The sequence below is a fragment of the Solidesulfovibrio aerotolerans genome, assembly GCF_009856865.1.
Classification (GTDB): Bacteria; Desulfobacterota; Desulfovibrionia; order Desulfovibrionales; family Desulfovibrionaceae; genus Solidesulfovibrio; species Solidesulfovibrio aerotolerans.
Window position 1 is genome coordinate 94,353 of the sequence record NZ_WVUD01000010.1, and the last position, 22,265, is coordinate 116,617.

Genomic DNA, 22,265 nt, shown 5'->3' on the forward strand with positions numbered 1-22,265 from the left:
GAGGCACCAAGGACGCACACTGCCCTAGTCAACGCGAGCCGCTCTCCGCATCAGGCTCGGCTGTAACCGGCGTCACCCGGGCGGTCACGCCCCGGCCACTCAAATAGGCCGCATAGGCCGCAGCACTCTCACGGTCGCCGAAGCTGCGCAGCACGAGCTGGGCCATGTCCGTCTCGTCCCAGACCCAGACGTATTCGTCCGGCACAATGGCCAACAGCAGCAACTCCTGGCGCAACCGGGTGCGCGCCCGCTCGCGCTGGTCGAAATCGTTCGCGTCATAAGGGCCGCCAACAGCCAGCACCCACCAGCCCGCCTCCATCGCCGCCATGCCGCCCTCCCGCTGGAAATAATGAGAAAAAAACAAGCCAGCACCCACCAGCCCACAGCGGCCACCGGCTGGCCGCTTCCGCGACACCAACACGTCGTCGAACCGGCAGAGGCAACGTCGCCACGGCCTGCCACAGCAACCGCGCCCTGTCCAAGGTGCGGCGACGAGGCTGCCCAGCCCCAGACACAGCTTCACCCCGGCCTGCCGCAGCAACCACGGCCTGCCCAAGCGGCATGAGGTTGCCCAGGCGACAGACGCAACGTCAATCCTGGGCAACCGCGCCCCCTTCCCTGCGATGCAAAAGGCACGGCCGCTCCCGCAGGAACGGCCGTGCCTTCGGTGTGTGCGCAAAAAAGACGGAATCAGGCCAGCATGTCGGCCATGGCGTAGAGCTTTCCGGGCTTTTGGGCCGCAATCCAGGGCGCGGCACGCAACGCTCCCTGGGCCAGGGTATCGCGCGTGTGCACCTGATGCTTCACCTCGATGCGTTCGCCCGGGCCGAAGAAATAAACGGTGTGGTCGCCCACCACGTCGCCGCCGCGGATCGAGGCCACGCCGATCTCTTCGCTGGTGCGCGCCCCGATGATGCCGTCGCGGGTGTGGCGCTTGACCGCGTCGTAGTCCGCGCCCCGGGCCTCGGCCAGACACTGGCCGAGTTTGATGGCCGTGCCGCTGGGCGCATCGACTTTTTTATTATGATGCACTTCCATCACTTCGAGATTGTAGGCCGGCCCGAGCTTGCGCACGAGGTCGGGCAGCACGGCCAGCAGCACATTGAGGCCGATACTCATGTTGGGGGCGAAAAAGAGCGGCGTTTTTTGGGCCGCTTCGGCCAGGGAGGCGGTCTGTTCAGCGGTCAGACCTGTGGTGCCGATGACCACCGGATTGCCCGAGGCGGCGGCGATTTTGGCCACATGGACCGAATTCGCCGGCGCAGTGAAATCAACCACCACCGCTCCCGGACATTTAGCCAACACAACAGCCAGATCGTCGCCCACTTCGCAGCGCAGATTCGACAGACCGGCGGTGCAGCCCGTGCGCTCCAACGCCCCGACCAGCCGAAAGGTCGCCGGATCGGCCTGGACCAGCCGCACCAGGGTCGCGCCCATGCGCCCCAAAGCCCCCATGATCACCACGTCACATACGCTCATGCTTGCGCTCCTGTTGGTTGAAAAATTGCGTCGCCGCCCTGCCTAGCAAATACGCGGCAACTGTTCGCCCTCAAGCATGCCCAGCAGCCGTTTGCCGCCAAGGGGCGTGACCATGGCCACCTTGCCGGCATGCTCGGCCGTCACCCGGCCGATGGCAACGGCCCCGCTGCCCAGCGGATCGGCCCGCAAAACGGCCAGGGCCGCCTGGGCCTGGGGTTCGGGCAAAATACACAAAAACTTGCCCTCATTGGCCAGATACAGCGGATCAAGCCCCAGGATCGAACAGCCCCCGGCCACGGCCGGATCAACCGGAATGTCGGCCTCATTGATCTCGATGCCGACGTTTGACTGGCCGGCGATTTCGTTAAGCGTCGTGGCCAGCCCGCCCCGGGTGGGATCGCGCAGCACATGCACCCCGGGAACGGCGGCAAGCAGCTTGCCCACCAGCCCGCCCAGGGAGGCGCTGTCGCTGACCACCGGCGCGTCAAAGGACAGGCCGGCCCGGGTGGACAAAATGGCCAGCCCGTGATCGCCCATGTTGCCCGAAACGAGGACCACGTCGCCAACCGCCGCCCGGTGGCCGCTGGGGGCCGGATCAACCATGATTTCGCCGATGCCGGTGGTATTGATAAAGATCTTATCCGCCGCACCCCGGGGCACCACCTTGGTGTCGCCAGCCACGATACGCACCCTGGCGGCTCTGGCCGCCTCGCCCATGGAGGCCACAATGCGGGCCAGATCATCCATGGGCAGGCCTTCTTCCAGGATAAAGCCGCAAGTGAGATACAGCGGGCGCGCCCCCATCATGGCCACGTCGTTGACCGTGCCGTGCACGGCCAGGGAGCCGATGTCGCCGCCCGGGAAGAAAATGGGATCGACCACGAAGCTGTCGGTGCTCATGGCCACCGGGCCGGTCAGGGACAGCACGGCCGCATCGTCCATGCGGGCCAGGATGTCGTTGCCCAGATGCTTGAAAAAAAGATCGGCCACAAACCGGTGCGAGGCCCGGCCGCCGCTGCCGTAATCGAGCAAAACCTTGTCCATGGTAAAACCTTCGCAAGTGGGGAGGAAGGGAGGCATGCCTCCGGCAGCCAAAGGGGTGACCCCTTTGGAAACCCACTTCAGTTTTGTATCGTTGTGCGCGTCGCCGAGGTCTGATGCCGCAATCCCCTGAAAAACTTCCCCCTGTCAGGGAGGGTCCGGGAGGGGGTTACCCCCTCCCGGCCGCCGGAGGCACTCTTCCTCTTTTCTTACAAATCAAGTTTGTATTTGTAAAAGGCAGCGCAGCCGCCTTCGGTGGAGACCATGCACGGCCCCACCGGCGTGGCCGGGGTGCAGGCTTTGTCAAAGAGCGGGCACTCGTTGGGGGCCATTTTGCCTTTGAGCACTTCGCCGCAGCGGCAGCCGGCCAGGGGCGGCGCATCGGGCAGGGTCACACCCGGCAGGCGCATGGCGTCGAAATCGGCAAAGGCCTCGCGGATGACCAGCCCGCTGCCCGGAAGCAGTCCAAGCCCGCGCCACAGGGCGTCCACCGGAACAAACACCTCGTCCATGACCGCCCGGGCCACGGGATTGCCACTATCAGCCACCACGCGGGTGTAGGCATTGACCACGGCCGGCTGGCCGCTTTTGCGCATGGCCACGATTTCCAGCAGGGCGGAGAGGATATCCAGCGGCTCGAACCCGGTAATAACGGACGGCACATGATAGCGGTCGGCCAGAAAAGCGTACGGGGCTGCGCCGATGATGGCCGAGACGTGGCCCGGCAAAATAAAGGCGTCGATGTTCGTTTCCGGGTCGGCCAGCAAGGCCTCAAGGGCCGGCGGCACCAGCTTGTGAAAGCACAGCACCCGGAAGTTTTTGAGATTTTGCTCCCGGGCCAGCCGGATGGTGGCGGCCACGGCCGGGGCGGTGGTCTCAAAGCCCACACCCAAAAAGACCACGGTGCGGCCGGGATTGGCCGCCGCCACGGCCAGGGCGTCAATGGGCGAATAGACGATTTCGACCCTGGCCCCGTCGGCCTGGGCGGTTTTGAGGCTTTTGCCCTTGGGACCGGGCACGCGCATGAGATCGCCGAAGGTGGCGATAATCACGTCGTCGCGTTTGGCCAGTTCCAGAAAGCAGGCCACTTCCGACTCGTGGGTGACGCAGACCGGACAGCCCGGCCCGGTGACGTGGGTGATGGTCGCCGGCAGCAGGCTGCGCAGCCCGGACTGGAAAATGGAGACAGTATGGGTGCCGCAGACCTCCATGAACCGCAAGGGCTGGTCGGCCTCGGCAAGAAGCCGATCCAGGAGCGCCCGACAGAGTTTGGGATCTTTAAAGGCGTCAAATGAGTTCAAGACCCAACCCTTCCTGAAAGAGCTTGATGGTTTCCATGGCGTCGTCGCGGTCCATACGCCGGATGGCGAACCCGGCGTGGACGATGACGAAATCGCCGAGGGCCGGAGCGGCGTCGATGAGGTCCAGGCGCACCTGGCGGGTGACGCCGCCGATTTCCACGTCGGCTATCTTATCATTTATGGCAATAACTTCCATCGGAACGGCAAGGCACATGGGAACCTCCGGGCTTGGCTGTTGCGGCAGGCGGCGAAGCCTCCCGTGGGCGGGACCGCACGAGAAGCGGACTCAAAAGCAGGCGGCCGTGACAAGGCCCTGCCTGCGGGACAGAGTGCGCACGGAAAGCGCACTTGTCAAAAGCCGTGGCGCATCACGCCCCTTCGGCTATTTCGACGACCTCCAGGGCCTTGAAACATTTGGGCGGAATCAGTTCCTGGTGCACGGCAAAGCGGGCCTTGTTGGCCGCCTTGTCCGCATCCTCGGCCGCCACATCCACGGAGCCGGCCACCTCGCGCTCGATTTTGGTGCGGTAGCTGACCTCGTAGGTGTCCGGCGTCTCCAGGGGACGGATGGACAGCGGCTCGTAGTGGAAATACGGCTCGTCGGTGCGGGCCGAGGGGTGGAGCTTGGCCTGGACCGCAAACATGGCCTGGCCTTTGCCGGTGGCTGCCACCACCTCAATGCCTTCGCGGGCCTCAAGCAGTTTGGTTTCGTAGCGAACGCGATATTTTTTCATAGGACTTCCCTGGCGGCCCGGCCTTATGCGCCACGCCGGCCTTTGCTTTTTCCCTCGGGGTTGGTATCAGGACCAAGGCCGGGAGCGAACCGTTTTTTCACACACCCCGGCGTTTTTTCATGGCACAGCACACCCAGACGCATACTCCCGGGGCCGACAACGCGCCCCAGCCGTCGGATACGCCGCAGGCCGCGCCCGTGGTGCCCGACGGGCCGCGTGTCTCGCGCATCCCCAGCGACGAGGAATGCCGGCTGCTGTGGGACGCCTACGACATGCTGCCAAACATCCGGGAGCACAGCCGGCTTGTGGCCTGCGTGGCCACGGCCCTGGCCCGTCTGGCCGAAGTGGCCGGGCTGGTCGTCAACGTGGCCGAAGTCCGGGCGGCCGCCCTGCTCCACGATCTGGCCAAGACCTACACCATCTGCCACGGTGGCAACCACTGCCAGCTTGGGGCGGCCTGGGTGCAGGAACTGACCGGCAATCCGGCCCTGGCCCAGGGGGTACTCTGGCATGTCTCCTGGCCCCACCCCCTCGATCTGCGCACGGATTTCCTGCCGCTCACGCTTATTTATAGCGACAAACGGGTCAAGCACAACCAGATCGTGACCCTGGAGACCCGGTTTGACGATCTGCTTGAGCGTTACGGGACAACGGACTACATCCGAACCCGCATTCACGAATCCTTCCAACAGGCCGCAGCCATCGAACGGGCTTTGGCCGAAACAGTGGGTCTGGATATCCATGAAAGTACTTTTGGTTGCGGGCGGCTGGTCGATTGAACGGGTGGTTTCGCTGTCTGGCGCGGTGCAGATCGAAAAGGCGTTGGCAAGCCTTGGCCACGACGTTGTCGTCCATGACCTGTCGGAGCATTTTCCGGGTTTTATCACCGCGGCTGCGGCCTGCGATTTTGTTTTTTTAAATCTGCACGGCGCGCCGGGCGAGGACGGGCTGCCCCAAGCCCTGCTCGACGCCATCGGCCGGCCCTACCAGGGCAGCGGGCCGGCCGGTTCGTTTTTGGCGCTTAATAAGGCCGCTTCCAAGCAGCTCTATGCCGCCGCCGGCCTGGATACGCCGCGCTGGGCCTTTTTACCGCGCGACGCGGCCACGGATTTTACGCCCGATTTCCCGCTGCCCTGGTTTGTGAAGCCCAACCTTGGCGGATCAAGCATCCACATGACCCTGGTGCGTACGGCCGACGAACTGCCGGCAGCCCTGGCGCGCGTTTTCGATTCGGGCGACGATGCGCTGATTGAAGAGGGCCTGAGCGGGCCGGAACTGACCTGCGCCGTCCTTGGCGAGGTCGCCCTGCCGCCCATCCTGATTCGTCCCAAGGCTGGTGATTTTTTTAATTACGCCAGCAAGTACGAGCCGGACGCGGCCGAAGAGCTCTGTCCGGCCCCGGTCGATGCCGCCGTCACCGAGGCCCTTGGCCGCATCAGTCTGGCGGCCCACGCCGCGCTGGGGCTTGACGGCTACAGCCGCTCGGACTTCATTTTGACCGAGAGCGGGCTTAAATTGCTGGAGACAAACACCCTGCCCGGCATGACCCCGACGAGCCTTTTGCCCCGCTCGGCCCGGGCGGCGGGCCTGAGTTTTGACGACCTCATTGCCCGACTCATGGAACTTGGCCTTGCGCAGCGGGGCAAGAGGCCTTAATTGAGCGCTGCCCGCGGGGACACCCGGCCTTTACGCCGACCCCGTTCCGATATACCCTGCCGCCGGCCGCACGCTGCGGTCCATAGCCAATACGTTCGGAGACACGCATGAAAGCCATCCTGGCCCTTGAAGACGGCACCTTGTTTCACGGCCACACTTTTACCGGTGCCAGTGCCGCTGGCGGTGAAGTTATCTTCAACACCGGCATGACCGGCTATCAGGAAGTCCTCACCGATCCGTCCTATACCGGACAGATGGTGTGCATGACCTATCCCCATGTCGGCAACTACGGCATCAACCCCGACGACATGGAGTCGGCCCACATCCGCGTGGCCGGGTTTATCGTCAAGGAATGTTGCAAAGAGCCCTCCAACTGGCGTTCCACCATGTCCCTGCCCGACTATCTCACCGGGCAAGGCATAACCGGCATCGAAGGCATCGACACCCGGGCGCTCACCCGCCATCTGCGCCTGCACGGAGCCATGCGCGGCTACATCTCCACCGACGTGTCCGATCCCCAGCGCATTGTGCAAGCGGCCAAGGGCCTGCCGTCCATGGAAGGCCTGGGGCTGGCCGACCGGGTGTGCTGCGACGCACCGTTCACCTGGAACGGCACGGCCATGGTCCCGGCAAAAATCGTTGACGGCACCTATGCCTGGCCCGGAACCGGACCGAAGCTCGTGGTCTTTGACATGGGCATCAAGTGGAACATCCTGCGGCTGTTGACTGCCCAGGGGTTCGACATGCTGGTGGTTCCCTATACCACCTCGGCCGAAGCCGTGCGCAAGCTCGGTCCCGATGCCATCTTCCTGTCCCCCGGCCCGGGCGACCCGGCGGCCCTGACCGATCTGGTCCACACCACCGCGCTTTTGGTCAACGACTATCCCCTGGCCGGCATCTGCCTCGGCCATCAGCTCCTGGGGCTGGCCCTTGGCGGTCGGACCTTCAAGCTCAAGTTCGGCCACCATGGACTGAACCACCCGGTCAAGGATCTGGAGACCGGACGCATCGAAATTTCCTCGCAAAACCACGGTTTTTGCGTGGACATCGAAAGCCTGTCCGACGTAGAGTTGACGCACGTCAACTTAAATGACAACACACTTGAAGGCTTTGCGCACAAGAAAAAGCCTGTCATTGCCATCCAGTACCACCCGGAGGCGGCCCCAGGCCCCCATGACAGTCGTTACTTTTTCACCCGCTTCCGCAAGCTCGTGAGCCGGGAGACGGGCAAATAACCGCAGGCGCCGTAGCGCCGGGGATGCATGTCCGCTGAACTGACCAAAGCCCGGGCACAAATCAACAAGGTCGGGACGTACCTGAAGCAGGCCAAACCCCTGCCGGCCGTCTCGGCCTTGTATGAAGCTGTGGCTGCGGTTATGCGCACCCAGCTTATCCGCTCCGAAAAAGAAGAGTTTTCCAAACTCATTCTCGACGCCGTGCTGCACTTAAACGGCGACCGCAATCTGCGCAAGATCTACCCGCTCATCCTTGAGTACAAGCCCGGCAGCGAAAAAGAGCTGGTCGACCAGCTCTACAGCGTCCTTGGCGAACTCCAGGCCTCGGCTGTGGAATCAGCCAAGGACATGATGGCCGACAAGGAAGAGCGCATCGAACGGGGGCTGGCTGCAGGCAAGCTGCTCATCGAAGAAAAGCGCTTTGACGAGGCCAAGGATCTGCTGGAGAAGCTCGCCCGGGAATTCCCGCGCGATTCCGATCTGCGGGCGCGCATCGCCGAGCTGTTCATCGGCGGCGAACTCTTTGAAGAGGCCTTTTCCTACCTTGACGAGGCCATCGAACTCTCCCCGGACCAGATACACCACTACAACCGCATCGGCATCGTGCTGCGTAAATTGCGCAAGTTCGACATTGCCGAGAAATATTTCATGCGGGCCACGGAATTCGCCAAATCCGATCCCAACCTCTATTTCAACCTGGGCCGGCTCTATATCGACTGGGCGCGCTGGGACAAGGCCGAGAAAGCCTCACGCCTGGCCCTGCGCCTGTCGCCGGGCTTTGTCGAGGCTCGAAAGCTCCTCAATTACGCCCTGAAAAAGCAAGGCAAAGACCCCGAACCCGGGGCCTGACCTCCCTGCCTGCCGCACTGCGGACAGTACCACCTCGCCCGCCCCACGCAGACGTTGCCCCCCGAAGATTGAGGCGCAAGCCTTGGCGCTTTTAAAAGTGCCCCGCGTCCAGGTCCCGCAGGCGTTGCCGCCCCGAAGACGGTGGCTCGAGCCTTGGCGTTTTGAGGAGTGCCCCCCCGCTCAGGCCGATCAGGCGCTGCCGCCGGCTGGGCGGCTTCGGCGTCCGGGGTGTCTTGTCTCCCCGGGCTGCCAGAATCGTTCCCCTTCGGCCTTCCCCGGCGCGGCTCCCGCCTCCGCTGCCGCCCGCCGGCGCGAAACAGCCAGAGTTTGGCCAGCGCCGCACCATTCTGGCGCAGCACCGGCCAAACCGCCGCTTAATCGGCCTTGGTCCGGTAGGCCCGCAACTCCGGCGCACCCCAGGCCGGGGCCAGACGTTCCAGTTCAGCCCGGGGCAGTTGCACCAGGACAGGCTTTTGGGCCGGGTCCAGCCAAGTGATAACGGCCTGGATGGCCGGCTCGTTCATGGCCGTACAGCCGACTGTCGGCGCTCCCGGACGACGCCACAAGTGGAAAAAGATGCACGAGCCCGCCCCGGGCTTGGTGTCGGGCGCGTTGTGATCGACCATAAGCCCAAAGCGGTAAATGCCGTCCGGGCGCAGCATCCGGTCCGGCGAGGTCCAGTCCACGGCCGGCACCGCGTTTTCATCCACAATGCGGTTGTACCAGGCCGAATTGATGGTTTCCACACACACCGTCTTATCCGTCACTTTGTGCATGGGCATCTTACTCGGTTGCCAGGTGTTTTCCGGCCGGTAGGCAAAGGCCGTGCTGAAGGTGAACACCCCGGCAGGCGAGCGCCCGTCGCCCTCGACCTTGACCGGACCGCCGCCGCCCAGATCGGTGCCATGCAGCCCCCGGCCCCAGGCCAGACCGTTTTTGCCAAGGGTCACGGCCACGTCATCACCCACCGGCCGCCAGGGACCGTCGCCCGAGCGCATAAACCGGCGCAACCGGGCTTGGTTGTCGTTAAAACCTTCGGCCACCACCAAAACGAGCTGGCGCGCTCCGGCCAGTGGTGCCCCTCCCTGGGAAGTCGGCGTCGGGGAAGCTGTCGCGGCCACGGGCGCAGGCGGGGTCGCGGGCATGGCCCGAGCCGTTGTGGAGCCAGTCGAGGCGCTGTTGCGACAGGCCGGCAGCAGCAGACAGGCCAGGAGAGTCACCATGAGCAGGGAACGGATGTGGGGCATATGCAGCTCCTGGATCAGCGGTGTTCAAAACGGCATGCCCGTATCCTTTACGACAAGGTGGGCGGCCTTGGAATCCCTTGCGGCAAAAAAACAGCTCTTCGGTGCAACTCCCCCGACGCGGCAGACAGACAGCTTTATCGTGGCCTTCCCTTGACTTCGGCAAGACCTGTGGCATCTTCAAATGGTCAGGAAAAACTCGCGCCGGAATCGAAGAAGTAATGACGGAGCCGCCGCAAGGCACATGGAGCAAGGCATGATTGCATGGGACGACGCGCTGACTGTCGGCATCGCTGAAATTGATTCACAACACAAGTCCATCATCGCGCTCATAAACGATCTCGAAGCCCTGAAAGGCCAGGGCGACGATATTGCTGCCGCCAAAGCTTTGCAATTTCTGCGAAGCTATTTGCACGACCATTTCGAGCTGGAAGCCGAACTTATGCTGGATCTGGTCTATCCCGGCCGCGCCGCCCACCAGCAACAGCACGAACTATTCGTCAACCATGTCATTTTTTTTGAGATCGAAAAGGAATTCGGGGTGGTCAGCGAACAAATGCTGTCCGATATCCTGGCCTTTCTGACGGAATGGTTCCTCACCCACATCACCCGGGAAGACAGACTCCTGGGTGCCTTTGCCCGCGCCCAAACCCATCCCGGCTAAGCCGCCCCCGCCCGACAGCACACACCCGGTCCGATCGGGGACCACCCAGCCACGGCCCGGCACTCCGCCGACCTCTCTCAGGGAGTTCGAGCGGCAGGCCGGGCCACGTCAGGAAGGTCGAGCGGCACCGTCTGGCCGCGTCGGCAAGGTCGAGCGGCAGCGCCGGGCAGATCGGGAAGATCGAGCAGGCCGGGCCACGTCAGGCAGGCCGGGCCGCACCCTGTTTGGCCCGGGGCAAAGGCAGCCGGAAACCACCCAGCCAAACCAGGCCGGGAGCTGATTCGGGACAGTGCCAGCGCCAAGCGTTTGCGGCAAATCAGGCCAAAGAAAGCAGCAGTTCCGCCACTTTGCGGCTGTCAGCCTGGGCAGGATTGTCGTCGCGGGCCAGCGGGACGTCGAGGACTTCCACGCCCAGACGACGCAAGGCGGTAAGATCAAGGGGCGCGTCGTAGCGCCCGCCCCGGCTGTCCACGGCCACAAAGCGCAGCAAATCCTCCCGCCGGCAGGACCGCACACAGCCGGTCTCCAGGGCGGCGAGCAGGCGCGCAGTCTGCCCGGCCACGGTCAGACCGCACTGTTCGGGATCATGGCCAAGATTGGGAATGTAGATCTTGGGACAGCCGGCGGCGACAATGGCATCGCCCACGCCCTGGGGCAGTAGATTGGCCAGCAGGCTGGAATAAAAGCTCCCATACGGGAAACAGATGACATCGGCCTGGCGGATGAGCTTGTCGGTTTTGTCCCGGATGCGGACGGTGACCGGGCTGGGGTCCTCGAGATCGGCCGTGAGCCAAAGCCTGGCAATGGGCGAATCGATGGGCGCTCCCTCTTTGCCGGTCATGCGGTGCTGGCCCATGAGCACCCGGCCGTCGGCCAGTTCGCAAGCCAGATGCAGATCGGCGTTGACAATGGGGCGCACCACGCCCCGGGCTTCGACGAGTTGCATGAAAAGGTAAATGACCGGATCGAGCATGCGGTTGTAGTTGAAATAGCCGCCGGTCAGGATGCAGTTGCCGATGCTGGCCCCGCGCAGATCGAAACTGGCGGGCCGACGCTCCTCAAAAAAACGCAGATGGGTGCGAATGATCTTGCGCAGCGGGTCGGGCACACGCCGGATGAGCGGATCATCGCCGCTGATAAGCCGGCTCAGGCGCAGGGCCAGTTCCTCCTGGGACGCGTCCTTGGGCAGCCGGAAGGCGAAAAGCTCGAATACGGCCGGATTGCCGGTGATGGAGCGATCCGCCAGGGCCATGATCCGGTTGCGCAGATCGCCCACGGCCGGCATGGCAAAGGCCCGGCGCAAAACGGCCGAGGAGCCGCCGGAATCAAAGGGCGTGATCAAGTGGATGGAATTGGACGTGTATTCGATCAGCGTTTCGCTTAAGTGGCGCAGGGCTGTGCCGCCGCTGAAAAAAAGAATTTTCGGACCCAGTTCCGGGGCACGGCGGTACAATGCCGCCCGGGACGGGTCCGGCAACCGCACGGTCCGGGTGATGGCCACCCGGGGATAAGACTTGCTCTGTGGCACAACGGTTCCTTTGTCGCGGCAATACGGGAAAGGCAAACGGTTTAAGCGCTGCGGCCAAGGACGTCCAGACACAGGGCGGCAGCTTTGGCGAAATCGACGCCCCCGGTCAGGGCCAGCACCGGACAATCGCCGAAAAGCGCCCGATACCCGTCGTTGTCGGCCGCACATGGTCCGTTTTCAAAGAGGACGCCCAGATCCTTGGTCACGGCCGGCAGATACTCCTCCCGGCGCGACAGCGTGGTCCAGTCGGCCTGCATGGCCCCGCCGCCCGGCTTCCAGGCCAGGACCACCAGCGCTTCCAGTTTGGCGGCAAGCCGCACCCGGCCGGGTCCGAAACAGGCGGCGATGGGCACGTCGTATTTACGTTCCAAGGCCCACAATTCCCCGCTCGGCAGTTTCGCGTAGGCCTGGCGCACCTCGTCCGGCAGCAGGCCATGCAGCCGGTCGTTGCCAAGGATAGTGCCGGGATTGACCCGGGGTGGCCGGGCAATGCCGGCAAGAGAAAGACCCTGGGCGTCGCGGCCCACCAGCGCCCGGTCGTTGGTGACGAAATCCGCTCCATGCCGCATGATTTCCAGCGCCAAAGTTGACTTGCCAGCGCCGGCAAAGCCGGAAACCGCCAGTCCCCGCTGGCCCAAGGCAACACCAGCCGCATGGACCAGCTTGGCTCCCCGGCACAACAGCCAATCGGCAAAGCGGGCGTTGATGCAATTGGCCACCTGCTGCGGCTGCCGGGCGCACGGACCAAGGATGGCGTTGCCGGTCCGGCCGAACACCAGCCACAATCCGGTACGCCGTTTGCGCACCACCCGGCCGTCGGCCAGATCGCAGTATTCTTCCTTGGCCCCGGCCTGGCCGTGCAGGATGAAAGGCAGCGCAACGGGCGGCGACGGACCGTCGATAGCCCAGATCGTCACATCGGGTTCGCCCTGGCCGTCACCTATGAAATCACCGTAATACCGTGTCAGTGCTTCAATGAGCGACGGGCTGTTGCTGCGCAGGCACAGGCGCACCCCGGCCAGGAGCACGTCCAGGGCATAGGGCAAGGGCACCTGACTCCCGGCAATGATGGCGGCACAGTCAACCGCTGTGGCGTCCACCGTGTGGCGTACAGTGCAAGACATGGTCAACGCGGCTGACACTTCTGGCTCAAAACCACGCCCTTGACAATAAAAACCAATATTTCTGCAATATTAGCCGCATGAGCGGCCATGCGCTCGAAACTGCGGCAAGCTAAAATGGCCCGGACGCCGTCTTCCGGCGAAGCCTGACATTGGGACAGAGACTGGGTGATGCAGCGCATGGCGGCCACGGCCAATTCCCGGGCCTGTTCGTCAAGACGGCAGACTTCCATGGCCGCGTCCACGTCGTCGCCGACAAAGGAGCGGGCAGCCAGGGCGTACATGGCGGCGACATGCTCGGAGAGACGCTGCAGCGTCCCGTCACAATCCCCTGGCAGCCCGGCACCGGCCAAGGCCCCTTCGGCAATGTTGACGGCCTCGTCAGCCAGACGCTCCAGGTTGATGACCGCCCGGGCATAGCCGACGATGCGGCGCAGATCCAGGGCCACAGGCTGCTCCAGGGCCAACAGTTTGAGGCAGGCGTCGTCAATGTCGCAGGTCTGCTGGTTGATGACCCGATCCGCTTCGATGACCTGTTTGGCCATGCCGAGATCGCGTCCCAGGTAAGCGGCCACGGCCCCCTGGCGGGAGTCCTCGACTAGGCCGCACAAGGCGGTGACACGACCCTTGAGGGCCTCCAACTCGGCGTGAAAATGCGCTCTTGTTTCCATAAAATAGGCTCCCGGCGTTTGGCTTTCGTCTCGATCGGCGGTGCAAGCCGTTTCTGTGCGGATGCCGCTTACGCTAGCCGAAGCGTCCGGTCACATAGTCTTCGGTTTGTTGCTTGGCCGGCCGGGTAAAAATGCCTTCGGTCGGGCCGACTTCGACGAGTTGGCCCATGTAAAAAAAGGCGGTGCGATCAGAAACGCGCGCTGCCTGCTGCATGCTGTGGGTGACGATGACGATGGTGTAGTTGCGTTTCAGTTCGGCAATCAGCTCTTCGATCTTCTGGGTGGCAATGGGGTCCAGCGCCGAGGCCGGTTCGTCCATGAGCAACACTTCCGGTTCCAGAGCCACGGCCCGGGCAATGCACAGGCGCTGCTGCTGGCCACCGGACAGCCCCAGGGCCGAGTCATGCAACCGGTCTTTGACCTCGGTAAACAGTCCGGCCGCAATCAGGCTCTTTTCCACCTGGCTGGAAATGAAATTGCGATCGCTCACGCCGCCCACCCGCAGCCCATAGGCAACGTTTTCAAAGATGGTCTTGGGGAAAGGGTTGGGCTTTTGAAACACCATGCCCACCTTGCGCCGCAGTTCGACCACGTCGAGACTGGGGACGTTGACTTTCACCCCGTCCAAAAGCACGGCACCCTCGGTCCGGGTGCCGGGAATAAGGTCATTCATGCGGTTTAAGCACCGCAGAAACGTGGATTTGCCGCAGCCCGAAGGGCCGATAAGGGCCGAGACCTGACGTTCGGGGATCTCAAGATTGATGCTTTCCAAGGCCCGAAAGCGCCCATAGTAGAAATCCAGGTTCTCGGCGGCCATTTTGACGCTATGCTGCATGGGGCAAGCCGTCCTTGCGCGATGTGCCCGTGCGTCCCGAAGTCCGCGCCGGCCGTAACTGCTATGCCGCCCGGGCATGACGATCAGGCCATGGCTTTGTGGCAAACCGGTGACGATGGGAAAATTCGGACGGCGTATCCCCCGGACCGGGCCTTCTGCGGCGCGACAAAGGACCGCAGCCGGGACAAGGATTGGCCAACGGGAGGGCTGGGAGACACGCCAACGACCAGCCGTACTTCGGCCTGGGCAGGACAACAGGGTTCGGTCAACGGGGGCGACGGGAGGAGGGGGAGCGGCGGGACGCAAGGCAGGTCAACAGCAGTTCGGTCAGTTCCTCCCGGGAGGACGTGGCTGCGGCCTGGCGGCAATACTCCCTGGCCAGCCGCCCTTCGCCCAGGGACAACAGCACCGCCCGCCCGGCGTCAAGCAATTCCCGCTGTTCGGATTGAGACCAGTTCGGTGTCTCGTGGCAGTTTACCATATGGCAAAGATGGGGCGGGAGTCCGGTGCGAGGCAAGCGACATTTCCGTGACAAAACCGGAAATCGCCTCCCGTAAAATTAGCCATTGTAAAAAACCCCATACATGGCTTACAAATGAGAAAACAGGACACCCTGCAACCACATTGAGACGCCATGTCCACGGATCGCGCCGAACCGAGCATCCCTTGTCCCGAAGCCGGCAGTTGCCAAGCCGAGCCGCCTGCCCGTGGGCCAGACGCCAGGCAAGATCCGGCGACTGCCCGATTTGAAGATATCTTTTGCCTGGATGATATCCAACGCATCCAGGACGCCTTTGCCGAGGCCGCCGACGTGGCCTCGCTTATCACCGACCCCGCCGGACGGCCGCTGACCCGGCCCAGCAACTTCACCAGGCTTTGCGCCGACATCATTCGAAAAACCGAAGTCGGCAGGGCCAACTGTCTGCGGTCTGACGTTTGCCTCGCAACCGGTCGTCGGGATGGACCAACTATCCGGCACTGCCTCAGTGCCGGCCTGCTTGACGGCGGCATGGCCATCTATGTTGGCCAGCGCCATATCGCCAGTTGGCTGGTGGGACAGGTTCTTGACGAATCCGCCGATACCCAGACCATTGAGAACTATGCCCGGGTCATCGGGGCCGACGAGGCCGATTTCCGGGACGCCTTATCCCACGTGCCGCGCATGTCCCTGGCCCGATTTGAAAAAATCTGTCAGGCCCTACACCACTTTGCCAACCATCTTTCCGTATTGGCCGTGGCTAATTTTGAGCAATCGCGCCTGATCGGAGAATTGCGCCAAGCCCACAACCGGATACAGGACAGGGACCGAAACTTTGCTGAAATAATAGAGTTTTTGCCAGACCCCACCCTAGTGGTGGACGGCGAAGGCCGGGTCACATTCTGGAACAAGGCCCTGGAGAAACTGACTGGCGTGACTGCCGCCGATATGCTCGGCAAAGGTGACTACGCCTATGGCGCCGCCTTCTACGGCCGCCCGACGCCGCTTTTGCTCGATTACGCCCGGGGCGCGCTGGCCCATCCCGATCCCCGCTACCAGGTGGCCGACATCGGCCCCCGGGAAATCATCGCCGAGGTCACACTGACCGCCCTGCCCGGCGGTCCCCGCCACGTCTGGGCCAAGGCCGTGGCCCTTTGCGACGCCACAGGCGCTGTCACCGGAGCCATCGAGGCTATCCGGGACGTGACCGAGCGCCAGCAAGCCGAGATCGCGCTGCGACGCCAGCAATCGCAATTGGAAGCCGAGGTGGAGAACCGCACCAGTGAATTGCGCAGCCAGGCCCTGGAACTGGCCGAGGCCAATATCCGCTTAAGCGAACTCGACCGGCTCAAATCCGCCTTTTTGTCCACGGTCTCCCATGAACTGCGTACGCCGCTCACCTCGATTCTGGGTTTTGCCAAGCTCATCGGTCGGGAGTTTAAGGAGCATTTCCAGCCTCTTTCCGGCAACAACGAGGCTCTGTCGGCCCGAGGGCGCCGCATCGCCCAGAACCTGGCCGTGGTCTATGGCGAGGCTGAACGACTGACGCGGCTTATAAACGATGTTTTGGACATCAACCGCATCGAATCCGGCAACATGCAATGGCGCGACCGCTGCATTAATCCCGTTGCCGTGCTGGGCCAGGCAGCCCAGGCCATCAACGGACTCGTGGCCCAGCGGCCGGAAATTTCCTTTCGCTTCACCAGCGACGCAGACATCCCCCTTCTGCTCATGGACCCGGACCAACTGGCCCAGGTGGCGACCAATCTTTTGCAAAACGCGGTCAAGTTCACCGCAGCAGGGGAAGTCGTCATGGAAATCCGGCGTGAGGAGACCGGCATACTTATCGTGGTGCGCGACCAGGGCCTGGGCATCCCGGAAGATCAACTGGAATCGATCTTTGACAGATTTCATCAGGTGGGTCGCGGCGATACGGTTTCCAACCCGACCAACAAGGGCACGGGCCTGGGATTGGCCATCTGCCGCCAGATCGTGCGCCACTACGACGGGCGCATCTGGGCCGAGTCGCAACTCGGCGCGGGCAGCGCCTTTTACGTGCGTCTGCCCGGTGCCGCCATCTGCCTGGGAGAAGCCCTCCCGGCCTGAACCTGGACGGACCGTGACCGCCACGGGAGGCCGGCCGGCATCGGCTCCCGTGGCTTCGCCGGGGACTAAAACTCCAGATGCCTCCAGGTGCGCGGAAAGGCCATGACGTCGCGGATGTTGCCGATGCCGGTGACCAGCATAACCAACCGCTCAAAGCCCAGGCCAAAGCCGACGTGGGGCACCGTGCCGAAACGCCGGGTGTCGAGATACCACCAGTAGGCTTCCAAGGGCAGCCCCAACTCCCGGATGCGGGCTTCCAGCCGATCCAGGCGCTCTTCGCGGGCGCTGCCGCCGACCAGTTCGCCAATGCCCGGCACCAGCACATCCATGGCCGCAACCGTTTGGCCATCGTCGTTTTGGCGCATGTAAAACGCTTTGATATCCTTGGGATAATCATACACGATGACCGGGCGCTTGAAATGCTCCTCAGCCAGATACCGCTCGTGCTCGCTTTGCAGATCACGGCCAAAGGCCACCGGATACTGGAATTTTTTCGGGCAGGCAGCCAAAATGTCCACGGCCTCGGCATAGGGCAGGCGCACGAAGGGGTTGGCCAGCAGATTTTCCAGGGTGGCCGGCAGGGTCGGGTCCACAAACTTGGCAAACAGCCCAAAGTCCTCGGCGCACTGCTCAATGACCAGACGCACCAGATGGGTGACCAGGGATTCGGCCAGATCCATGTTGTCGGTCAGGTCGGCAAAGGCCATTTCCGGTTCAAGCATCCAGAACTCGGCGGCATGGCGCGAAGTGTCGGAGTGCTCAGCCCGAAAGGTCGGCCCGAAGGTATAGACTTGGCCCAAGGCGCAGGCCAGCGGTTCGGCCGAGAGTTGGCCCGACACGGTCAGCATGGCTTCTTTGCCGAAAAAATCCTGGCTGATGCGCTCAGCGGCCGACAACGAGGCCGCTTCCGGTCCCAGCGACGTCACCCGGAACATCTCGCCGGCCCCTTCGCAGTCCGAGCCGGTGATGACCGGGGTGTGGACCAGGGCAAAATCGCGCGCGGCAAAATAGGCGTGGATGCCGTGGGCCAGGGCCGAGCGGATGCGCAGCATGGCCCCATATTTGTTGGTACGCGGGCGCAGATGGGCGATGGTGCGCAAAAATTCGTCGGAATGGCGCTTTTTCTGGAGCGGATAGGTTTCCGGGTCGGCCGGGCCGAGCAGTTCCAGCGCAGTGGCCCGGACCTCGTAGCGCTGGCCCTTGCCCGGGGAGGCGATCAGTTCGCCAGTGACGGCCACCGAGGCCCCGGTGCCGAGATCCTTGACCAGCGCCGCGCCAACGGCCGCGTCGTCAATGATGACCTGCAGGTTGGACAGGCAGGAGCCGTCGTTTATTTCCAGAAAAGAGAAGCCCTTGGCGTCGCGACGGGTACGCACCCAGCCCATGACGCGAATTTCGGGACAGGGGGCAGGACGGGCAAGGGCCGCTTTGACGGTGGTGCGTTGTATGCTCATGGGTTGTTCCAGGTGAAGGTAAAAGGGCAGCCGGATGCGCCGGCGGCAAGGGTCGTTGGGCGCGACAATACAAGGCAGGGGCTGTAGCCGGCGGCAAAGGCTCCGTCGCGCTGGCAGGACAACCGGGTGACCAGTTCTTCCGGCAGCCCCATCTCCCGGTAGCTCTCGACGTACCGGCAGCGTGTGACCGCAAAAAAAACGCGGTCCGGGGTCTGTTGTTCGTCTTCGATGGTCAGCGCCCCGCCGCGTCGCCACAGATCGGCGACCGTGACAAAATGGGCCAGACTCGGTCCGTGCGGGGCGGCAGCGGCAAAGGCCTTGCCAGCCTCGAAAGAAGACCGGGCCACGGTTTCCTCGATTACGGCCAGGGCGGTGTCGCGGCCCAGACGTTTGGTCAGGACGGCGTAGAGGTCGGCCAGGATGGCGGCCTCGATGCGCCGTTTTTCCAGCAAGGCGACCTCTGTTTCAGGGGCATTGCCCATAGCTGCGTTTCTCCTTGGCCCGCACAGTGTGTCCCGGACGTCCCGCCCTTTTGCCACAACGCAGGGCCTGACCACAACCGCTTCGGCGCACCGCCGTTGGCCCGGCGGGACATCGCCGCAGCGGTGCCACGCAGCGGTTGCTTCCCACCGGGCCAGCAGCTATATTGTCTGGCCGCGCCGCTCGGCGCGCCCAATCGCGCAAACCGCCTGTCCCACAAAAGGATGTCGCCCAATGGGTTTTTTTTCCAAGCTGAAAAAATTCTGGAAAGCCGACAACGCCCCGGATGATGCCGCCCAACCAGTGGCCGAGCAGGATGCCGCCGCACCGGCTGCCCCGGCTGCAACCGCCGCGTCCGCGCCGCCTACCGAGGCCGCGCCGCCCCAGGCTCCCGCCCCGGCCGCGCCAGCGCCCCACCCCGACCCGGTGATTACCGCCCTGGCGCAACCCACGCCGGCCAGACCGGCCGCACAGGAAATCGCACCGAATGGCGTTGCCCAGGCAGAACCGGTCGTCGTGCCCGAGCCTGCGCCGAGCCAGGCCGACGCGGCCGCTGCCGCTGTCCAACCGGAACCGGTCCATACCCAACCCGCGCCGGCCTCCCGGCCCGAGCCGGAACCAACCGCCCGGCCCAGGACGGAATCGACACCGATCCCGCAGCCCGAGCCGGAACCGACGCCGCTGCCGACGCCCGCGCCTGTCCCGACGCCTGTCCCGACACCCGCGCCGCAGCCCGAACCTGCGGCAGTCGCCACCCCCCAGCCCGCGCCGCAGCCGGTCGCGCCGCCTGCCGAGCCAGCCCAGCCTGCGGCCCGGCCCGCTGCCCAGCCCCAGGCAGCCGCCGCACCAGCCGCACCCGTCACAGACGCGCAGGCCGCCTGGCGCAACGCGCTGATCCTGTCCCTGCGCCAGGCCGAGCCGAAACTCTCGGTCTGGCTGGAAATCCTCCTGGCCGATGTGGAATTGGCCGGGCCTATCCTGTGGGAGCGTCTGCATTTTCTCTTTGACAGCCTGGAAGCCCCGGCCGGCGAGGCCGACGCCTTTGTGGCCAAGTTCGCCGACTGGGTGGCGCTTATGGAGTACGACGAGGTGGAGCTGTTTCGCTCCGAACTCCAGTACCGCCTCGCCCTGGCCCTTGATCTCGAAGACGAGGAAGACGAACGCAACCGGCTGTTCCTCAAACTGTCCGAAGGTCTGGCCAAGACCAAAGAGCAGATTGTCAAACGCATCGACGGCATGCTCGGCCGCCACGCCGTTATTGATGAGGCCTTCTGGGAAGAACTCGAAGAAATTCTCCTCATGGCCGACGTGGGCTTTGAGCCGGCCGCCAAGCTGCTCGGCAATCTGCGCGAAAAGGTCCGCAAACGCGGCACCACCGATCCGGCCATCTTCAAGGAAATCCTGCGCGAAGAACTCTCCGAGATCTTTCGCACCCCCAAAACCATCCGGGCCATCAACCCGCCTGAAGTAGTCATGATGATTGGCGTTAACGGCGTAGGCAAGACCACCACCATCGCCAAACTGGCCCACCGCGACATGATGCGCGGCAAAAAAGTGCTCATCGCCGCCGGCGACACCTTCCGGGCCGCCGCCATCGAGCAACTGCAAATCTGGGCCAAACGCGTGGGCGCGGAGTTTTACAGCAAGGGTGCCAATTCCGACCCGGCGGCTGTGGCCTTCGAAGCCATGGACAAGGCTCTGGCCGAAGGCTTTGACGTGCTCTATCTGGACACGGCCGGCCGGCTGCACACCAAGACCAATCTTATGGAAGAACTGCACAAGATCCACCGGGTGGTGGGCAAAAAGCATCCGGGCGCGCCGCATCGCTCGGTGCTGGTGCTTGATGCCACCACCGGCCAGAATGCCCTGTCCCAGGTCAAGCTTTTCAAGGAAGCGGCCGGCGTGGACGAGATCATCCTGACCAAGCTCGACGGCACGGCCAAGGGCGGCGTGGTGGTCGGCATCGCCCTGTCGTTTGGCGTGCCCATCACCTACATCGGACTTGGCGAAAAGATGGAAGATCTGCGCCCCTTCGACGGCCAGGATTTCGCCCAGGCGCTACTCGGCGTGGACGGCGACTGATTTATACAAAGAATTTAAGGCAGAAGAGGCCTCCGGCGGCCAAAGGGCTGAGCCCTTTGGAATCCCACCTGGACGGCAAAGGGTTAAGGGGTTCCTGAGACGGCCGGCAATCCGGTCGACAAAGACCGTTCCCCTGTTGCGGCCGCCGCACCGTCCTGACAAAAAAACCGGCCCGGGATGCGTCAAAGCGCACCCCGGGCCGGTTTTTTTTCATTGCGCCAGCCGTTCGCCGGTTCTCAGCCGCCTTCGACGCCAGCCACAGCCAGCCCCGTCTCGGGCAAAATCGTTTCCCCCTTACCCATCTGGGAAAAAACGGCCCGGGTGAGCCTGCCCGCCCCGTCGAGATAGGCGGTCAGGGTAAACGGCACCATGGTGCCGCGCATCCTGGTCACCAGCGGATTGACGGCCATAAACCGCAGATCCTGAAAGGTGATGGCCGCTCCGTCCGGTGTGGCTGCGGCCGATTTGACGGGAAAATCCGTAAACCAGACGTACTGGGAAAAGACCGGGGCCTCCCGGCCCAGGCGTTCCAGTTCGTCGCGTCCGGCCCGCTCGAAACGCCGTTCGGGTAAAAGCGTCTCCGGCGCGGCCAGACTCAGGCCCGTCAGCACATACTCGTTGCCTTCCTCGGCGATGATCTTCCACCACAAGGGCGAAAAGGCGTCGGGTTGGGCAATGACCGCCGTTGGCTGCCCGCCCCGGGCCACGAGAAGGGTCCGGGCATGGGCGCTCACAGCTTGGCCCACGCCAAAACCCAGGGCCGGCCAGCCAAGCATCACGGCCAACCCGGCCACGGCCAGCTTCTTGCGGGCCGCCGGGCGCCAGGCGGCGGCAACAGCCAAACCGATCAGGGCCAGGGTGTAGACGGGATCAAGGATAAAAACCGCCGGGAACGACACCCGGGCATCGGAAAACGGCAGAAATATGCTTGTGCCGTAGGAAGTGATGCAGTCAAGAAACAAATGGGAGAGCACACCGAAATAAAAAAGAATAAAGAGGCCGGGGGTCTTTGCCCCCGTGGTAAACCGGGCCGTAAGCGCGGCCAAAAGCCAGGCCAGAAGCGCCCCGCCAAGGAGGGAATGGGTCAGGCCCCGGTGATAGCGCATGTATGCTTCAGGCCCAAAAAATGTAACAATATTATCGACATCCGGCATCCAGGCAGCCAGAGCGGACAGGGGTATGAGGGCGCGTACGGTCGGGAAGCGATCCCGGGCCGCCTGGCCGATGAGCACCCCGGCAACAGCATGTGTGACTGGGTCCATGTGACGTTTTCCTTGCGCTTAAAAGACGACTTTGTGGAGGATAGG

Annotated in this window: 22 protein-coding genes; 7 read left to right on the forward strand and 15 right to left on the reverse strand. The window is 63.6% G+C overall.

Going from position 1 to position 22,265, the window contains the following annotated elements; genetic code table 11:
• Positions 1-28 precede the first annotated feature (28 nt).
• The 6 genes from GTA51_RS08035 to GTA51_RS08060 all read right to left on the reverse strand — a co-directional run bounded on the left by GTA51_RS08035 (position 29) and on the right by GTA51_RS08060 (position 4,555).
• Positions 29-328, reverse strand: a complete 300-nt coding sequence (locus GTA51_RS08035) for a hypothetical protein (protein ID WP_246198047.1) — start codon at positions 326-328, stop codon at positions 29-31.
• Between the two features lie 362 nt (positions 329-690).
• Positions 691-1,479, reverse strand: coding sequence for a 4-hydroxy-tetrahydrodipicolinate reductase (dapB, locus tag GTA51_RS08040; RefSeq protein ID WP_160960133.1), 789 nt, complete (start codon positions 1,477-1,479; stop codon positions 691-693).
• 42 nt (positions 1,480-1,521) lie between these two features.
• Positions 1,522-2,523, reverse strand: a complete 1,002-nt coding sequence (gene hypE / locus GTA51_RS08045) for a hydrogenase expression/formation protein HypE (protein WP_160960135.1) — start codon at positions 2,521-2,523, stop codon at positions 1,522-1,524.
• 206 nt (positions 2,524-2,729) lie between these two features.
• Positions 2,730-3,821, reverse strand: coding sequence for a hydrogenase formation protein HypD (gene hypD / locus GTA51_RS08050; RefSeq protein ID WP_160960136.1), 1,092 nt, complete (start codon positions 3,819-3,821; stop codon positions 2,730-2,732).
• Positions 3,808-4,035 (reverse strand): HypC/HybG/HupF family hydrogenase formation chaperone, encoded by a 228-nt coding sequence (locus GTA51_RS08055; protein ID WP_160960138.1) that lies wholly within the window; start codon positions 4,033-4,035, stop codon positions 3,808-3,810. Before GTA51_RS08055 ends, hypD begins: the two co-directional genes overlap by 14 nt.
• A gap of 154 nt (positions 4,036-4,189) precedes the next feature.
• Complete coding sequence (locus tag GTA51_RS08060; protein ID WP_160960139.1) at positions 4,190-4,555, reverse strand: hypothetical protein; 366 nt, start codon at positions 4,553-4,555, stop codon at positions 4,190-4,192.
• Between the two features lie 119 nt (positions 4,556-4,674).
• On the opposite strand from GTA51_RS08060, the gene GTA51_RS08065 reads away from it, so the two are divergent.
• The 4 genes from GTA51_RS08065 to GTA51_RS08080 all read left to right on the forward strand — a co-directional run bounded on the left by GTA51_RS08065 (position 4,675) and on the right by GTA51_RS08080 (position 8,295).
• Positions 4,675-5,334 (forward strand): HDIG domain-containing metalloprotein, encoded by a 660-nt coding sequence (locus GTA51_RS08065; protein ID WP_160960141.1) that lies wholly within the window; start codon positions 4,675-4,677, stop codon positions 5,332-5,334.
• A complete protein-coding gene (locus GTA51_RS08070) occupies positions 5,297-6,211 on the forward strand; it encodes a D-alanine--D-alanine ligase family protein (protein WP_160960143.1) in 915 nt (304 codons plus the stop codon). Before GTA51_RS08065 ends, GTA51_RS08070 begins: the two co-directional genes overlap by 38 nt.
• Positions 6,212-6,318: 107 nt before the next feature.
• Entirely contained in the window at positions 6,319-7,446 is a 1,128-nt protein-coding gene (gene carA, locus GTA51_RS08075) for a glutamine-hydrolyzing carbamoyl-phosphate synthase small subunit (protein WP_160960144.1), read from the forward strand.
• A gap of 27 nt (positions 7,447-7,473) precedes the next feature.
• Entirely contained in the window at positions 7,474-8,295 is an 822-nt protein-coding gene (locus GTA51_RS08080; RefSeq protein WP_160960146.1) for a tetratricopeptide repeat protein, read from the forward strand.
• Between the two features lie 374 nt (positions 8,296-8,669).
• Here the strand turns inward: GTA51_RS08080 and GTA51_RS08085 are convergent, their stop codons facing one another.
• Positions 8,670-9,542 carry a L,D-transpeptidase family protein gene (locus GTA51_RS08085; RefSeq protein ID WP_160960148.1) on the reverse strand — a complete coding sequence of 291 codons (873 nt, stop codon included), beginning with the start codon at positions 9,540-9,542 and terminating at the stop codon, positions 8,670-8,672.
• Between the two features lie 253 nt (positions 9,543-9,795).
• Here GTA51_RS08085 and GTA51_RS08090 point away from each other — a divergent pair, with 253 nt between their 5' ends.
• Positions 9,796-10,203 carry a bacteriohemerythrin gene (locus tag GTA51_RS08090; protein ID WP_160960149.1) on the forward strand — a complete coding sequence of 136 codons (408 nt, stop codon included), beginning with the start codon at positions 9,796-9,798 and terminating at the stop codon, positions 10,201-10,203.
• A 316-nt stretch (positions 10,204-10,519) separates the two neighbouring features.
• Here the strand turns inward: GTA51_RS08090 and GTA51_RS08095 are convergent, their stop codons facing one another.
• The 5 genes from GTA51_RS08095 to GTA51_RS08115 all read right to left on the reverse strand — a co-directional run bounded on the left by GTA51_RS08095 (position 10,520) and on the right by GTA51_RS08115 (position 14,875).
• Positions 10,520-11,731 carry a GAK system CofD-like protein gene (locus GTA51_RS08095; RefSeq protein WP_160960151.1) on the reverse strand — a complete coding sequence of 404 codons (1,212 nt, stop codon included), beginning with the start codon at positions 11,729-11,731 and terminating at the stop codon, positions 10,520-10,522.
• 41 nt (positions 11,732-11,772) lie between these two features.
• Complete coding sequence (locus GTA51_RS08100) at positions 11,773-12,855, reverse strand: HprK-related kinase B (RefSeq protein WP_160960153.1); 1,083 nt, start codon at positions 12,853-12,855, stop codon at positions 11,773-11,775.
• 2 nt (positions 12,856-12,857) lie between these two features.
• Positions 12,858-13,523 (reverse strand): phosphate signaling complex protein PhoU, encoded by a 666-nt coding sequence (gene phoU, locus GTA51_RS08105; protein ID WP_160960154.1) that lies wholly within the window; start codon positions 13,521-13,523, stop codon positions 12,858-12,860.
• A 73-nt stretch (positions 13,524-13,596) separates the two neighbouring features.
• Positions 13,597-14,358 (reverse strand): phosphate ABC transporter ATP-binding protein PstB, encoded by a 762-nt coding sequence (pstB, locus tag GTA51_RS08110; RefSeq protein WP_160960156.1) that lies wholly within the window; start codon positions 14,356-14,358, stop codon positions 13,597-13,599.
• 265 nt (positions 14,359-14,623) lie between these two features.
• Positions 14,624-14,875 (reverse strand): hypothetical protein, encoded by a 252-nt coding sequence (locus tag GTA51_RS08115; RefSeq protein ID WP_246198048.1) that lies wholly within the window; start codon positions 14,873-14,875, stop codon positions 14,624-14,626.
• Positions 14,876-14,992: 117 nt separating this feature from the next.
• Between GTA51_RS08115 and GTA51_RS08120 the strand changes: the two genes are divergently transcribed.
• Positions 14,993-16,942, forward strand: coding sequence for a sensor histidine kinase (locus GTA51_RS08120; protein WP_160960158.1), 1,950 nt, complete (start codon positions 14,993-14,995; stop codon positions 16,940-16,942).
• Between the two features lie 65 nt (positions 16,943-17,007).
• Here the strand turns inward: GTA51_RS08120 and asnS are convergent, their stop codons facing one another.
• Positions 17,008-18,396 (reverse strand): asparagine--tRNA ligase, encoded by a 1,389-nt coding sequence (gene asnS, locus GTA51_RS08125; RefSeq protein WP_160960159.1) that lies wholly within the window; start codon positions 18,394-18,396, stop codon positions 17,008-17,010.
• The gene (locus GTA51_RS08130; RefSeq protein ID WP_160960161.1) at positions 18,393-18,878 is read right to left on the reverse strand and encodes an L-2-amino-thiazoline-4-carboxylic acid hydrolase; all 486 of its coding nucleotides are present in this window, start codon (positions 18,876-18,878) and stop codon (positions 18,393-18,395) included. Before GTA51_RS08130 ends, asnS begins: the two co-directional genes overlap by 4 nt.
• A 232-nt stretch (positions 18,879-19,110) precedes the next feature.
• Here GTA51_RS08130 and ftsY point away from each other — a divergent pair, with 232 nt between their 5' ends.
• Positions 19,111-20,958 carry a signal recognition particle-docking protein FtsY gene (gene ftsY / locus GTA51_RS08135; protein ID WP_211922488.1) on the forward strand — a complete coding sequence of 616 codons (1,848 nt, stop codon included), beginning with the start codon at positions 19,111-19,113 and terminating at the stop codon, positions 20,956-20,958.
• Between the two features lie 236 nt (positions 20,959-21,194).
• Here the strand turns inward: ftsY and GTA51_RS08140 are convergent, their stop codons facing one another.
• Positions 21,195-22,220, reverse strand: coding sequence for a metal-dependent hydrolase (locus GTA51_RS08140; protein WP_160960162.1), 1,026 nt, complete (start codon positions 22,218-22,220; stop codon positions 21,195-21,197).
• Positions 22,221-22,265 lie beyond the last annotated feature (45 nt).